The organism is Microcystis sp. LE18-22.4A (assembly GCF_027531105.1).
GTDB classification, from domain to species: domain Bacteria; phylum Cyanobacteriota; class Cyanobacteriia; order Cyanobacteriales; family Microcystaceae; genus Microcystis; species Microcystis aeruginosa.
In genome coordinates this window covers 1-15,502 of sequence record NZ_JAPZRB010000203.1, presented here as the reverse complement: position 1 = coordinate 15,502, position 15,502 = coordinate 1, and the positions used below count along the sequence as shown (strand labels likewise).

At 39.3% G+C, this 15,502-nt stretch carries 12 protein-coding genes and 1 pseudogene; 7 read left to right on the top strand and 6 right to left on the bottom strand.

Going from position 1 to position 15,502, the window contains the following annotated elements; genetic code table 11:
• Positions 1 to 179 precede the first annotated feature (179 nt).
• From O9295_RS09020 to O9295_RS09010, 3 genes are all read right to left on the bottom strand, one after another.
• Complete coding sequence (locus O9295_RS09020; RefSeq protein ID WP_288032727.1) at positions 180 to 1,298, bottom strand: restriction endonuclease; 1,119 nt, start codon at positions 1,296 to 1,298, stop codon at positions 180 to 182.
• Entirely contained in the window at positions 1,279 to 2,166 is an 888-nt protein-coding gene (gene yhdJ, locus O9295_RS09015; protein ID WP_288032726.1) for an adenine-specific DNA-methyltransferase, read from the bottom strand. Before yhdJ ends, O9295_RS09020 begins: the two co-directional genes overlap by 20 nt.
• Positions 2,167 to 2,393: 227 nt before the next feature.
• The gene (locus tag O9295_RS09010; protein WP_288032724.1) at positions 2,394 to 3,776 is read right to left on the bottom strand and encodes a DNA cytosine methyltransferase; all 1,383 of its coding nucleotides are present in this window, start codon (positions 3,774 to 3,776) and stop codon (positions 2,394 to 2,396) included.
• A gap of 638 nt (positions 3,777 to 4,414) precedes the next feature.
• Here O9295_RS09010 and sppA point away from each other — a divergent pair.
• Together sppA and O9295_RS09000 are read left to right on the top strand one after the other, a co-directional pair.
• Complete coding sequence (sppA, locus tag O9295_RS09005) at positions 4,415 to 6,229, top strand: signal peptide peptidase SppA (RefSeq protein ID WP_288032723.1); 1,815 nt, start codon at positions 4,415 to 4,417, stop codon at positions 6,227 to 6,229.
• A gap of 57 nt (positions 6,230 to 6,286) precedes the next feature.
• Positions 6,287 to 8,446 carry a ComEC/Rec2 family competence protein gene (locus O9295_RS09000; RefSeq protein WP_288032722.1) on the top strand — a complete coding sequence of 720 codons (2,160 nt, stop codon included), beginning with the start codon at positions 6,287 to 6,289 and terminating at the stop codon, positions 8,444 to 8,446.
• Here the strand turns inward: O9295_RS09000 and O9295_RS08995 are convergent.
• Positions 8,436 to 8,966 (bottom strand): universal stress protein, encoded by a 531-nt coding sequence (locus O9295_RS08995; RefSeq protein ID WP_288032720.1) that lies wholly within the window; start codon positions 8,964 to 8,966, stop codon positions 8,436 to 8,438. The genes O9295_RS09000 and O9295_RS08995 overlap by 11 nt on opposite strands.
• A 536-nt stretch (positions 8,967 to 9,502) precedes the next feature.
• Here O9295_RS08995 and O9295_RS08990 point away from each other — a divergent pair.
• The 3 genes from O9295_RS08990 to O9295_RS08980 all read left to right on the top strand — a co-directional run bounded on the left by O9295_RS08990 (position 9,503) and on the right by O9295_RS08980 (position 11,635).
• A complete protein-coding gene (locus O9295_RS08990; protein ID WP_288032719.1) occupies positions 9,503 to 10,216 on the top strand; it encodes an acyl carrier protein in 714 nt (237 codons plus the stop codon).
• Positions 10,217 to 10,301: 85 nt separating this feature from the next.
• The gene (locus tag O9295_RS08985) at positions 10,302 to 10,688 is read left to right on the top strand and encodes a hypothetical protein (protein ID WP_288032718.1); all 387 of its coding nucleotides are present in this window, start codon (positions 10,302 to 10,304) and stop codon (positions 10,686 to 10,688) included.
• 2 nt (positions 10,689 to 10,690) lie between these two features.
• Entirely contained in the window at positions 10,691 to 11,635 is a 945-nt protein-coding gene (locus tag O9295_RS08980; RefSeq protein WP_288032717.1) for an NAD(P)-dependent alcohol dehydrogenase, read from the top strand.
• Positions 11,636 to 11,870: 235 nt separating this feature from the next.
• Here the strand turns inward: O9295_RS08980 and O9295_RS08975 are convergent, their stop codons facing one another.
• On the bottom strand, positions 11,871 to 13,106 hold the full coding sequence (locus O9295_RS08975; protein WP_288032716.1) for a bifunctional sterol desaturase/short chain dehydrogenase: 1,236 nt from the start codon (positions 13,104 to 13,106) through the stop codon (positions 11,871 to 11,873).
• 211 nt (positions 13,107 to 13,317) lie between these two features.
• Here O9295_RS08975 and O9295_RS08970 point away from each other — a divergent pair, with 211 nt between their 5' ends.
• Positions 13,318 to 14,745 carry a glycosyltransferase family 2 protein gene (locus O9295_RS08970; protein WP_288032715.1) on the top strand — a complete coding sequence of 476 codons (1,428 nt, stop codon included), beginning with the start codon at positions 13,318 to 13,320 and terminating at the stop codon, positions 14,743 to 14,745.
• Between the two features lie 343 nt (positions 14,746 to 15,088).
• On the opposite strand, the gene O9295_RS08965 is transcribed toward O9295_RS08970, so the two are convergent.
• Positions 15,089 to 15,283 carry a hypothetical protein gene (locus O9295_RS08965; protein WP_288032714.1) on the bottom strand — a complete coding sequence of 65 codons (195 nt, stop codon included), beginning with the start codon at positions 15,281 to 15,283 and terminating at the stop codon, positions 15,089 to 15,091.
• Positions 15,284 to 15,314: 31 nt separating this feature from the next.
• Here O9295_RS08965 and O9295_RS08960 point away from each other — a divergent pair.
• Positions 15,315 to 15,502, top strand: a pseudogene (locus O9295_RS08960) (flagellar assembly protein H); the annotation flags it as partial.

The window sequence follows — 15,502 nt, the reverse complement described above, 5'->3', positions numbered from 1 at the left end:
CGATACTAAACGTCGGGACATATAAACAGTTATAAGGTTGGTCATGGTTGACCTCTTAGATTCAGTCGGGGGACTGAAGACCTTACTAGGCGGTTATTTCAGGCATTTCAGCCCTATTTCATGCCTAAACGTTTCGCACCTATCTTTCTATTCTAGTTTAGCTGGGGAGTTAGATATCTTTATGGCTCTGATTCTAGGTTAAACTCAATCCGGCTCTGTAAAACCATTTCTGCAATTACCGCTCCTCCTTTACCTTGAGCTAAAACCCGCTCAAAACGGTTGATTAATTCGGGAATATTGATCACTTCCTCTACCGATTCTAGATATCTTTCGACAATTGCCCTGATCTTGTATCTTATCTTAGCTTGCTCCGCAACTTTTTCTAAAATTTCCTCGCAAGTCTGCTCGGTTTTAACCACAAAAGTAATGGGATATTTTTGCACTTTATCAATATCTAAAAAATATTTATCAGCAGCTATCGTTTCCGTAACTTGAAAAAATCGACCTAGGGGTTTCATGACAAAATCTATCCCCCCGTCATTGGCATTTGTTCGACCAGTTTTATATAAAAGTAAGTATTCAGAGTTTAACTGATCAGGCGACCATCCCCAATATATTTTCCGTTCCCCATAATACTCTTTAAGAATTGCATAACTGACAATCTCAAAAACTCTAGCATCAATGTTTGGTCTGAGTAAACTCCGAATAAATTCAATGGCTCTCTGGGGATCTTGCTGTTGAATATCAATCATCTGTTGACAATAGCTGATAAATTGATTAAATGCTTTTTGTCTTGTTTGCACATAGGCATCAATTATATCTATAATGACCAGGGCAATATTAACTTGATTACCCTCTAGATAAAACTTAATTAAATTCTCATTAAGCCAGTATCTATTGGTTTTAAAATCTCTAATTATCGGCAGATAAGATAAAGTAGGAAAATACTTTTTAAATTCCTGATTTAATCGATGATTGAGAGCATGATTTTGTAATTTATCGCCAAAAGGAAGCTCCCTTTGCCTGCGAAAAAGTGTCATATACTGAGCGCCTTGATACTCGTCGTATCCATCCTTAAGATGAAACTCATTATTAATATAGTCTTCCACTAAAACATAAATGGCATAATGGTTAGCCAATCCTGCTCGGGATTTAGAACCTCGATTAGCGGCTCTAGTTTTAATGTTCAAATATTGCAATAACTCACTAGCATTTAAAATGCTATTTCCCTGATTGGGAAAGTAATTATCGATAATTTTAATAATTATCTTGGTGAATTCATGCTTGACTATCGACATCGAAAAGACTCTCCTGTACAAAGTTAGATTCTTGTTTATTTTCGCTTTTTCTACTATAGCTTTTTTGAGGTGGTAGTAACTTTTCTTCCTTGTATTCTTGCCATCCGAGAATCCGTCGAAGACCAATTTTTAAATACTCCTCTTGTAATTCTATACTAATAGAAATTCTTCCCAAACGTTTAGCTACAGCTGCAGCTGTAAAAGTTCCTGCAAAGGGATCAAGCACAATTCCACTCTTGTCAGTGCTGGCCAAAATAATTCTTTCTAGCAATGATTCAGGTTTTTGTGAGGGATGATTTTCGTATTCATCCATGCGATATCTTACCCTAGGGAAATACCAGACATTGCCCGGTACTTTCTCTGTATTGTATTGACTCGGAATCGCTTTTCTATAATCAATTAGTTTTCGTTTTGCTCCAGTTTTTGCTTCTATCTTAATATCCTTTGAATTAAAAGTGTAATGATTTTTATCTTTCACACAGTGAAGTATTGGTTCATACATCGAACCAAAATATTTTGTTGCTTGTACTCCTGAACTATCATAATGCCAGATAATACGACTAAGAATCGTCATTTTTTGTCTTAAGTAAAGATCAAAGTAAGGCATTGCTTGAGTGCTGGCCATAACATATAATGTTCCCTGGGGTTTCAAGATGCGAAGACACTGATCAAGAATTTGATTTGCCCAATTTATATAATCATTTTCCGATTCCCATTTGTCGTAAAAATCGGCAAAATGCTTACCTATATTATAGGGAGGATCGAGAAAAATTAGATCTACAGAATTAGAGGCAATCTCAGTGGATAAAATCGGCAAAGAATCACCATGAAATATAACTTGCTCATCAGCTTCGTATCGTTTAAACATGATCATTTTTTCAATTTAAAGTAGTTATATTTTTACTAGGAAATGTCTCAATTTTTAACCTCCTTAGCAATTAGGATAATTTACAGACTTTCTCATAAAGATGAAGTATAACCTAATTTGGTATTGATGACTGACTTCTGACGAGGGAGTCCCCACAACGAAAACTTGGATTTTTAAGCCTTTAAATATTTTAATATGAGTCAGTATCCCGCGGTCTAATAATTTGGTCAAATTATTTCTAGTAAATTTCTTGCTACTGCTTCCACTACAGTTATAGGAACAGCGTTTCCGAATTGTTTTTTAGCGATGGCTGAATGTGGATGATAGATAAAATTATCGGGGAATCCTTGTAATTTACGCGCATCTTGGGGAGTAATTTCTCGAAACTTTTTGGGTTTATAGATTTTCTTTAAAAACAATTGTTTGTATTCTTGGGGATGAGTAGCGGTAATTGAAATAGTAGCAATATAATCTTTAGCACCCGTAGCGGTTAGGGTAGGAATAATATCGGCCGTCGGTAAAATAATCCGATAAATGCCGTTAATTCCCGTCATATTTTTCGAGTTAATAAATTCATACTTACCCTGCTGCGTTTGCCAACAAATCCCCAGAGAAACTAACTGATTTAGTTCCTCGATTTTTAGGTCGGGTATAATTTCCAAAAAAGCAGAAAAAGCCACGGGATGACCATCTTTTTCGCCATACTTTTTACTGCGTCTTAATTTCAGCAAAGCTAAACAGATACTTTTTTGTCGTTCCGTAGTTTTGATAATATCCCAAGAATGAATAGTTGTGTGGCCATTTCTTAAATCAGAAAAAATAAAAAAGTCATTTAATTCATCTTCTTTTTGAAAACGAGTTCTTGATGGAGGAACAAAACCATTAAATAAAGTATCCGCAGATAACTTGACTTTCTCGACGGGTTGAATATTCTTGATGTCTTCTAAAATATCTAAAACCTTGGGATGGATACCCAAAGGTAAGGGAAATTTAAACCGCTCATAGTTATCTATATTTTTTCTAATTCCTACGATAAAAACTCTCTCGCGATTCTGGGGTAAACCAAAATCGTAGGCATTTAATAACTGCCAGTAAACTTGATAACCACAGCCGGTTAATTCATCGATAATTAATTGTAAATTCTCCCGATTGCGAGGACTAGCCAACCCACTGACATTCTCGAAAATAAAGCTTTTTGGTTGACTTTTCTGGACTAATTTAATCACATCAAACCAGAGTTTTCCCCGGGGATCCTCAAATCCCCGTAAACATCCCGCCACCGACCAAGGTTGACAGGGAACGCCGCCGACAATAAAATCGAGATTATCGGGTAAATTGCTAATTTTACTCACATCTCCGAAAGCAATTTCATCGCTGTTGAGATAGCTAATAAAATTTTGTTGATAAACTTGGATGGCCTGTTTATCGATTTCTGAATAGCCTAAACAACGTCCCCCCAATTTCTCCAAAGCGATTCTAAAACCACCGATTCCCGCGAATAAATCGATAAAACGATACTGGGGATGGGTGATAACCAGATGTAGGGGTAATTGGGTTTGTGTGCTGACTTTAACTGTGGTTTTCAAGGGTAAATAATTCCTTTTCACCATCTGGGAAGATGTGTGTCTGTATTAATTATTTTAGTATAACTTAAGAGTTTTTTCTAGGTATTTTCAGCCGATCGAGGCACGACAATAATAGACCTCTTGTAACCCACATTCTGCACTTCCAATTGTAGTAAGCTGTACTGAATTTAAACTGCGTATTCAAAATTTTAGTACAAATGCTCAAACTTCCTCTCCCTGCTCCTTCTCCCTTGCAGTCTTAACGAGCAATTTAGATAGTCAACAGCTTATGGCTGGTAGCATATAAAATGAAAATAGCTTAAGTATTTATACTTATGCTCTTGGGGTAGAAAAAGTGAGAAACTAAAAAAGTTCTCAAAAAATATTCAAGTCAAGAAAAATGTCAAAGATAGAAGTAAAAAATCTAGACCACTTTTGTAGAGCGAAAACAATTGACAAAAATCGCCGAATGTCTTTCTCTATAAGGGTTTCATCCCTCGAACCAATTTTTGCTTCCAAGCCAGCTGAACAAGATTTCTTTGACCGAATTTGGTTCTCTCGCATCCGTGTCTTAACCTGTCGGTGATTCAGCAAGATGTGTCAGGCAGTCAGATAAAAAACTTGTTTCTGGGCGGGGAATCCCTACAATAGGAAACAGGATAATTAGTAGTAGATGAAAACCGATGGGTCAGTTTTTTAAACAAACTTTCGCTAGTTGCTTGGGAACTTTATTGGGATTATTGGTATTTTCGTCCCTAGGTGTGGGGGGATTAGCATTTTTACTGCTTTCTTTCCTGATTTCTAGCGATAGCTCCTCAGTTAAGGAAAAATCAGTCTTAGTCTTTAACTTAGCCACCAATATCAGCGATGCTCCCCCTAGTTCAAGTTTAGCCGATAGTTTGACCAGTGAGAGTCGGATCACTTTAAATTTGCGACAGGTGATAGCGGCGATCGAAAAGGCCGCCCTTGATGATAGTATTGTCGGTCTGTTACTCTACGGTCGCGGCACTGTCGGTGAATATGGCTATGCTACCCTGACGGAAGTGCGGCAAGCTTTGGCAAAATTTCGCCAATCGGGTAAAAAAATTATCGCCTACGATGTGGAATGGACGGAAAAGGAATATTATCTCGCTTCCGTTGCTGAAAAGGTGATTATTAATCCCGTGGGGAGAATGGAAATTAATGGTTTAAGTAGTCAACAAACCTTTTTTGCCGATGCACTAGAAAAATATGGTGTGGGGGTACAAGTGGTAAAAGTGGGTTCTTTTAAAGGTGCGGTGGAACCCTATACGCGTCAGGATTTAAGTGTCCAGAATCGTCAGCAGCTGCAAACCCTACTCGATACAATTTGGTCTAATTATAGTTCCACAGTGGCCAAAAGTCGCAATTTAACACCCCAACAGGTGCAAACTATTTCTGATACTCAAGGTATTCTGGAAGCAACCACAGCGAAAAAGGCGGGTTTTGTTGATGAAGTGGCCCATTTAGATCGAGTAATTGCTTTAGCAAAGGATTTGACAGGAGAAGCAAAAAATAAAACTAATCAGGAGGAAAACTCTGGCTCCTTTTCGCAAATTTCTTTAGCTAATTATGCTAGTTCTCTCGATGATGAGGGGGGAGATAGTAGCGATCAAATAGCGATAGTTTATGCAGAAGGGACAATCGTAGAAGGTCAGGGAGATAGAGGCGAAATCGGTGGGGATAAATTGGCGAAGGAATTGCGAAAATTACAAGGGAAGGAGGAGGTAAAAGCGGTAGTTTTGAGAATTAATAGTCCGGGGGGAAGTGCCACCGCTTCCGAGGTGATTCTGCGAGAAATTAAGCGTTTAGATGCGAAAAAACCAGTAATTATTTCTCTGGGTGATGTGGCAGCTTCTGGGGGTTATTGGATTGCGATGGGGGGTCAAAGAATTTTTGCCGATAATGATACAATTACTGGTTCGATCGGTGTGTTTGGATTATTGTTAAATATCCAGAAGATTGCTAATAATAATGGCATCGATTGGGATACGGTTAAAACTGGACAATTAGCCGATCTATCTACTATTACCAGACCGAAAAATCCCCAAGAATTAGAAATTTATCAAGCGGCAGTTAATCGGTTCTATGATTTATTTATCGAGACGGTAGCCAAGGGGCGAAAATTATCCCCAGACAAGGTAAGAACTGTGGCCCAAGGTCGCGTCTGGACGGGAAAAGATGCGGTTAAAATTGGTTTAGTTGATCAAATCGGTGGCCTAGAAGCGGCAGTACAATACGCAGCCAAAACAGCTAAATTAGGAGATGATTGGAGTCTTAAAGAATATCCTCGATCGCAAAGTTGGCAAGAAGAACTTGTCTCTAATTTCTTGCAAACCTATCTTCCTCCTCTAACTAAAAATAATCACCCTTTGACGCAGGAATGGCAAAATTTTCAGCAGGAATTATTGAAGTTACCTACATTTAACGATCCCCATAGTGTTTATGCTAAGTTACTTTTTAATCTCGATTTTCGCTGATACTTAGGTAAAAATAATGCCCGCTAATTCTGAAATTATTTGACGACAAAAATTTCTATGAATCGCCCTAATAGCGTTATTCTCGGTTTAGCCTATATTTTGGGATTGTTATCTACAGGTCTGGTAGATTTTAGTCCCCAGTTAAACCGATGGCAAGAAGTGGTAATTAGAATTGTTATTCTTAGTCTAATTACCCTATTAACCACGATTTTTATCCGTCGTTTTTGGTGGCAAAGTCCCCCTAGAAAAATTTGGCTGATGGGGGGATTAATAGCTATATTTGCCGTTGTTTATCTAGAAATTCGCACTCCTTACCCCACCGCAAATGATATCAGTCATCTTTTAAAAAATAATGTGGTTAACTCTATTAAAATCACGGGCAGTATTATATCAGAAATTCGTCTCAATCGCCGAGAAAATTTACAATTTTGGTTAGAAGTAAAAGAATTTAGCCTCAAGAATTTACCTACAGAAAAATCCACGGGTAAACTCTACGTTACTCTACCAAATCTAGCAGAAAATCAGGTTTATCCCGGACAAGAAATAACAATTAAAGGATTACTTTATCGCCCCCGTCGTGCAAATAATCCCAATGCTTTTGACTTTGCTAATTATCTGGCGCGTCAGGGTGCTTTTGCTGGTTTAAAAGGGGAAATAATTATCGATAAAAAATCACCGAATTGGGGAATTTGGCAGATTCGTCAGCGCATTGTTGAGGCACAAATTCAAAGACTAGGCCAGGAAAAAGGGACTTTATTAAGTTCGATTACCCTCGGACGACAAGCGGTTAATTTGCCAGCAAAAATCACTGATTTATTTATTAAAACTGGATTGGCTCACATTTTAGCAGCTTCTGGCTTTCATGTGGCTATTTTGTTGGGATTTGTTTTAACTATTACTCGCAATTTATCCCCCAAACAACAGTTTATTATTGCCCTTACTATCTTAATAATTTACGGCACTTTAACTGGGTTACAACCTTCAGTGCTGCGGGCGATTTTGATGGGAATTGGGGCATTAATCGGTCTGCTTTATAATCGAAAAGTTAATAGTTTAGGATCCCTGTTACTAGCGGCTACAATTCTATTATTATGGCAACCTCTCTGGATTTGGGATTTAGGATTTCAGTTAAGTTTTTTAGCGACTTTGGGATTAATTATTACCGTTCCTTTGCTGAAAAATAAAATTGACTATTTACCTAATTTAATCGCTGAACCTATAGCTATTAGTCTAGCTGCTAGTCTCTGGACTATGCCTTTATTAATGTTTACCTTTAACTCGATCGCTCTTTATAATATCCCCATTAATATTATCACAACTCCCCTAGTTACCCTGATTAGTTTAGGAGGAGTTTTTACGGCCTTTTTAGGCTTAATTTATCCCCCTTTGGGCAGTATCAGCGCTAGTATTCTCTATTACCCTCTAGAGTTATTACTGCAAATTACCACCTTTTTTAGTCTGCTTCCTTTTAGTACCTACTCCACGGGTAAATTATCTTTAGGAGTGATGTTAATTATTTATATTTGCCTTACCTTAATCTGCTTTAATATCTGGTTTCGTCAACGGTGGCATTTAATCGGTTTATTTATCCTCACTTTAATTTTAATACCGATTATTTATCAGCATTTAACTTTAACTCAGGTGACAGTTTTAGCCACCAAATCGCAACCGGTAATCATTATTCAAAATCGAGGAAATACTCTCTTAATTAATGGGGAGGAACCCGCAACAGCACGTTATACAGTTTTGCCCTTTTTGCGACAGGAGGGAATTAATCAAATACAAGGAGCAATAACCGTCAATAATTCGGCGCAATTCTCAACTATCAGTGAGAGCATACCGATCAAAAAAACTATTAATTTATCCCAGTTAGAAAAATTTAATCTTGGCGAAATTACTGGACAATTGCTCGAGAAAAATTTATTTAAATTTCAGGTAAAAAATCAATCTTGGCTATGGATTGTCAACCCGAAAATTCCCGTTAATTTATCCCAAGAATTCAGCCCCCTAGTGTTATTATGGCAGGGAAGTAATCTAGATACACAATGGTTAGAGTCAATTCGACCACAAACAGCAATCGCTGTCACTAACAATCTCTCCCGCAATGCCAGAAATCAACTGAGAAAGTCTGGTATCAAGACTTTCTGGACCGGGAGAGATGGAGCGATTCAATGGACAGCAAAAAATGGATTTCAACCCTTTCTAATTAACGAGTGATGTGTACCACCAAAACCGAACAGGGAGCATGATGTACCACATAATTACTGACACTACCTAAGATTAACTCAGATAAACCCGATCGACCGTGACGACCAACAATAATTAAATCTATCCCTTCTTGCTGGGCAACTTGACAAATTTTCTGTCCCGGATCACCGATATAATAATCAGCCCGGGCTATGATATTATCCTCCTTAGCTCGATCGACTAAACTGTTTAACCAAGCTTGTAATTCCGCCTGCATTTCTTCGGTAATTTGTTGTTCTAAGGCGATCATATCGGGGGGATAACCGCCACCATAACCGATCAGATTACCATAAATAAAAGTTTCCGTGTAGGGAGTCAAAGGTTTAGACAGACTATAAATAATCCGCAACTCACTAGCGTAGGTTTTCGCTAAGAGAATAGCCGCATTCAACACCTCTGGAGTGACATCTTGATAATCCACAGCCACGAGAATTTTATTATAGAGTTTGTTGGTATCCCGAGCGACTGAGAGTGTTTCCGTATTATTCATAGAATTAGCCTCCTCGATAGCAGATAACGTCAGGGTTGAAGTTAATCTTTTTTCCCATCGGCTGCCAGCAATACCCCGGGGAAATAGTCAAAAATTGCTGAAAGCTGATGACTGATAGTTGACGCTCCCCTACCTCTAGTGTGACATTTTTCGGATGATGTAGCTAAATCCCCAAAAAAATTAACAATTTGGGGAGACTCCGAGACGATACCCTAGGGTTGATTCAAGGTAGGGTTGATTCAAGGTAGGGTTGATTCAAGGTAGGGTTGATTCAAGGTAGGGTTGATTCAAGGTAGGGTTGATTCAAGGTAGGGTTGATTCATGAATCAACCCTACCCAAACCCCGGAGCGCATTAGCTTTTCGGTGGGATGCTTACAGCCAGATGCTGATACATTTGTAATCATCTAAGAGTCACTGATAATTGCTGATTGTCGGTATTTCTGCAAATGTGAGATGCACCCCTAGATTTTTTAGAAAAGTATTTATCTTAAGATACAATATGCTTGAGATTTTTTGCAGCAGAGGATCTAGTCGAATGAATGAAGATAGCAAAAATTATGAGATGCAAATTCTGGCAATGATGATCAATCAGTATTTGGATGATATGGTATCTCTGAGTGAAGAAAAATTAAACCAGCTAGAGGCAAACCGCAATCAGATTGTTGGGGATTTAGCCACAATAATTTACAAGGAAAGTGGTCATAAAGGAGAATTTCATATAATACGAAACTTAATTAATTCTAGAATTGAAGTTATGAGATATCAGTTATTTTTCAGTCAATCCAGTCTATTGGAATCAAGGAGAATCGATGAAGAGAAAGCTATTAAAATAGCATCACAAAAAGCTAATGCTGTTATTAACGATAAAAACAATGATGATACCGAGAAAATAACGTCACAAGACAATGAACGAAAACTGGCAATTTTTATCAAAGTTCAAGAGATAATTAGTGATCAATTAGATGTGGAAAAGTCTGAGATACATATTGATGATGAACTATTTTATTTAAAATCTAAGGAAAACGTCGGTAGTTATAGTTCTTATAGTTCTTATAGTTCTTGTAGTTCTTTTGTCCGGAATAGTTGGTCTGACTTATTATCAAATTGGGGAGGAGATGAACTTGATACACTTGAATTAATCATGACTTTAGAAGAAGAATTTGATCTAGAACTTTCAGACGAAAAATGCCAAGAATTTACAACAGTGAAAAAGCTAGTTGATTATCTGGCTGAAAATTTAGGCAAGTAACAATCTTAATTTTTACCAAAATATCTCAAGTTATCAGCCAAATATAGCTATAATCCAATTAGAGCGAGTTCTAAACCAACAACTTATGATTAGTCGCTACATTGTCGCATGGCTCCCGATGATCGTAATAGGAATTAGTAACGGTATCCTCCGAGAAACCACCTACGGAAAATATCTCGATGAACTACGCGCTCATCAAATTTCTACCCTGACGGGAAGCCTATTTTTTAGTCTTTATATTGGCACTCTTGTCTATTTTTGGGGTCTAGAATCCTCCAGCCAAGCAATTACTATCGGTTTAATTTGGTTAGTATTAACAGTGGGTTTTGAGTTTCTATTCGGCCATTTTATCGCCGGTCAATCTTGGGCAAGATTAGGTCAAGATTATAATCTTTTAGCGGGACGAGTTTGGATTTTTGTTCTCTTGGTCATTACCTTTGCTCCTTTGCTATTTTATCAACTTTTTTCTTAATTATGAAAGCTATTATCATTAATCGCTATGGCGATAGTAATGTTCTCCAATACACAGACATAGAAAAGCCAATTTCCCAAGCTAAGGAAGTCTTAATTAAGATTATGGCAGCGGGAATTAATCCGATTGATTGGAAGATTCGTCGGGGAATGCTCAAAATAGCCACAGGTAATAAATTTCCCCTGCAATTAGGTTTTGATTATGGGGGAATTATCGTTGAAAAAGGTAGTCAGGTGGAACAATTCCAGATCGGAGATGAGGTTTTTGGTTTTCTCAATCAATTACCCGGTAGAACCTATGCTGAATATGCAATTATTCCCGCTTCCCTATTAGTTAAAAAACCGCATAATCAGAGTTTTATTGAAGCTGCCGCCACTCCTTTAGCCGCTTCTACCGCTTTGCAAGTCTTGCGGGATTTTGGCGGTATTCAAGCAGGAAATCGGATTTTAGTTAATGGTGCATCGGGAGGAGTGGGTAGCTTTGCCGTGCAGATAGGAAAAATTTTCTCCGCGCAAGTAGATGGAGTTTGTAGTAGTAAAAATATCGATTATGTCACCTCTTTAGGAGCCGATAAAGTTATAGATTATACCCAAGAAGATTGGAGAAAAACCGAGCAGAAATATGATATAATCTTCGATGCTGTGGCTAAGTCTTCTTTTTGGCACTGTCGTCAGCTTTTAAAACCCCAAGGGACCTATATAACCACCCTCCCAAATCCCGGAATTATCCTCTTAAATTATCTCGGTGCTTGGTTGCCCCAAAAAGGGAAACTGATATTTTTTGCTCAAGCACAAGCGTCTGACTGGCAATTTCTCAAAGAAGCGATCGAATCGGGTAAATTAACTGTTAGGATCGATCGCACCTATACTTTTTCCCAGGTGGTAGAAGCTCATAATTATAGTGAATCGGAAAGAGTGCGCGGAAAAATAGTCCTGATCCCCGATTAAGGATAAATAGTTAGGGTTTGCTGAATAAATCTGAAAACCTTGTTGGGTAACACTTTTAGACCTTTTGTCAATCAAAAAGTACCAGATATGGGAGTGATCGGGGGGAAAATCCCTGGACTTTTTCCCTGAAAATTAGGTAATTAACCCCCTGAAAATGGGTAAAACCCTACACCCCACACCCCACACCCCACACCCTGTCCCCACCAACAAACTTTTTGCTGCAAACCCTAAATAGTTAGGGTTTTTCCTGATTTTTTGGGGAACGAGTAAATAGTTTTAAGTAGGTAGAAACAGAGAATTCCTTAATTGGGAAGGTGATAAAAGTCAAGGGATTAATAGTAATAATAATATTGCGGCTATCCCTCTGTACCGCCTTGATAATCTGTTTAGCCACCCAATCGGCGGACATAATACCCAGAGGATTTAAATTACTCTTAAAAGGGCCAAGAATTAGCTTTCTTACCACACAGGGGGCATCTAAACGACGCAGGGTAATCATATCACCGATCGCCCGTTTACTGAGTTCGTAGAGGGGACTAAAGGCAGGATTAACCTCCGCTTCCGAGGTATTCACCCAGACTTCCTTGCGGGCAATTTGCTCGTTAGTGCGGACAGTTTTGAAGAATAATTCCATTAAACGCCAGACGGAAAAAGTATTCACTTGGTAGGCTAATTCGATCGCTTCTGGGGTTCTTTGGCCGTGGACATTAACGCCGTGATTTAAAATCAGTATATCTACAGACTTAAATAGGTCCTCAAGTTGCGTTTCTTCACCGATTTGCCATTTCACAGTTTTTACAGGTACTGATTCGCCGTTAATTTCAATAGCGATCGCATTCTCCCCGGAAGTGAGCGCGATTACCTTAGCTCCTTTCAGTTGTAGGTACTTTAACAGCGATCGCCCTAAGGTTCCATTCGCTCCAGTAATGGCGATCGTTTTGCCCTTGAGAGAAAGTGCCGTCCCCATCAATTTATCCATAAAGGTGAAAGTTCCACAATAATAAGCCTTTTGGTTATCAAAATGGTGTCGCCAGTGGTAGGTACGATTAACGCGCCATTGAGCGGGGAAACTCTCAAATTGCCCCGGACGATGGGTTAAATCGGTTAATTCCTCCAGATTAGCGATACCTAAACCTCGACCGATCGCCGTACTGAGAAAAGCCAAAGTATAAAGGGAGCCTAACCAACCCAACCAAGGGCGATCGAACCCCCAAGAGTAGGCCAGTAGTACAGGTAAAACACTGGCAGCCAACATCACCAAGGCCTCTGGTACATCATTGTACCAGTGCGCCCGACGATAAATTTCCTCGCTCATTACCGACAGATCGGGACGAAAAACCCGATGATGCCAGACGTGCAGACGATAAAGGGGCTGCCAATGGTGGGCCAGAGCATGATAGCTATCACGCACGATCTCCACCCAAATAATTGAGCCACAAATCAGTCCGACACAGAGGAGCAGGTTTGACATAGGGGATAAATGTTAAATTTTCTCAACGAATGTAAACAAAGCAATCTTAACCGAAAAAGCGCATTTATCGGGCAAAAAAAACCAATAGCCTGAAAATCTAGGGTTTCTTTCCCGAAAAAACTTAAGATTCTGTTAAAAATTTTAACAATTTTCGGTAAAATAAAGCAAGAAACAAGCGTCTACTGGAACAGTTACTTAACCTGAGTCGATTATGGCAGAAAATTATTGGTCGCGAGAGGATGATAACGAAGAATTAGACCCGATTGGTTCCCTCCTATCTGACTGGTCCGATCCCGAAGATGAGGAGGACGAATTTAGGAGCGAAATTTTTCAAGGCCGATCGGGACGCAGACAGAAAGCGGCTTTTAGCCTCATGGCGATCTGGACAATAATTATCGGACTTCATTGGCTGAGTTGGGGTTATTGGGCAATTATCGCCTTAACTATGGTACTATCGGGACAAGCTTTGCGGCTGCTGTTCACGAAACCGGAAACGCCACCAATTCCGTTACTGGATCAGGATTTAGCCTCTGTACCTAGGGTTTCCCTCTTAGTAGCGGCCAAAAATGAAGAAACCGTAATCACGAAACTGGTTAATTATCTCTGTCATCTAGACTATCCCCAAGATAAGTTAGAAGTTTGGATCGTCGATGACTATAGTACCGATAACACGGGTGCGATTCTCGATCGCCTTGCTTTAGAATATCCCCAATTACAAATTCTCCATCGTCCTGCTAATGCCGGAGGTGGCAAATCCGGCGCCTTGAATCAGGTTTTATCCCTGACTAACGGGGAAATTATCGGCGTATTCGATGCCGATGCGGGATTATCCGCCGATTTACTGCGTCATGTCGTCCCGATGTTCGACGATCGAGAAGTAGGTGCGGTACAGGTGCGAAAAGCGATCGCCAATGCCGCCGAAAACTTCTGGACAAAAGGACAAGCGGTAGAAATGATCTTTGATAGCTGTTTCCAACAGCAACGGATCGCGGTGGGAGGGATCGGAGAATTGCGCGGAAATGGTCAATTTGTCCGTCGTAGTGCCTTAAATCGTTGCGGGGGTTGGAATGAACAAACGATCACCGACGATCTTGATTTAACTATTCGTCTCCATATCGATAATTGGAAAATTAATATCTTAAATTTTCCCGCAGTAGCGGAAGAAGGGGTGACAACTGCGATCGCTTTATGGCATCAGCGCAATCGTTGGGCCGAAGGTGGTTTTCAGCGTTATCTCGACTATTGGAAAGCGATTTTAAAGTCTCCCATGCCTTGGCCGAAAAAGTTTGATTTAATTGCTTTTTTGATCGTTCAATATATCTTACCTGCGGCCGCTATTCCCGATCTTTTAATCACTATTACCCAGCATCAAGCTCCGATTTTAACTCCTTTAACTGGTTTGGCTCTTTCCCTTTCTCTCTGGGGTATGGTGACAGGATTAATCCGAGTCAATACGGGTAAAAAATTCACTTTTGCTCTTGGTTTGGACATCCTTGCTCAAACCCTTCGTGGCATGATTTATATGATGCACTGGTTTATTATTATTCCCAGTGTCAGCCTGCGGATGGCTTTGCGTCCTAAACGTTTAAAATGGGTGAAAACCGTTCATCTGGGGGAACATCTCAGGGCCGAAGTTTAATTTTCGAGGATAGACTCCAAAAACTTTGGCCTTATCAGGCCGGAAATCCCCTGTCAGTCAAGGTTACAGCCTTTGGAAACCCCTTTGGGAAAAATTTCCAATTTCCTTAATCATGCTTGCTGCCAATAATGTGTTAATTTAGATACAGAATTGAATTCCGTGACAGCACTGGGGTGGCGAAAAGCGCTCGCTCCAGTTTTTTTTGTGATCGGTTAGTGGAATGTCTGCGCTTGTTAATTATACCATTTCTCTAAATGAAAACTACACATCGAATTTAAGTCCCCCTTTTTAAGGGGGATTTAGGGGGATTAAACTTCTGTAGTCAGACTTTGGAGAATTGGTATTACTTTAAGGTTAAATCTAGCGAAAATGTAATTAATTTCTTATCGAGAAAACGGGTTTCTTTAAGAAACCCGTTTTCTGTGGGGTTTTTTGCCGGAAGCATTCCCCTCTCCTCGTAGGTTAAGGGGATGAATGAGGTCATAACAATCCGTTGCCAAAACCGACTTTTCAGAATACAATACAGAAGAGTAGTCATTCATCACTCAGATTAGTTAAGATGACATTACATGACTAATAATATTGACCATGACCGCTTATTTAAGGAGTTAATCTCCACCTTTTTTATCGAATTTATTGAGTTGTTTTTCCCTCAATTGATCGATTATTTAGATAGGGACTCGATTACTTTTTTAGACAAAGAAGTATTTACCGATGTCACCGAAGGAGAAAGGTATGAAAGCGATTTAGTCGCACA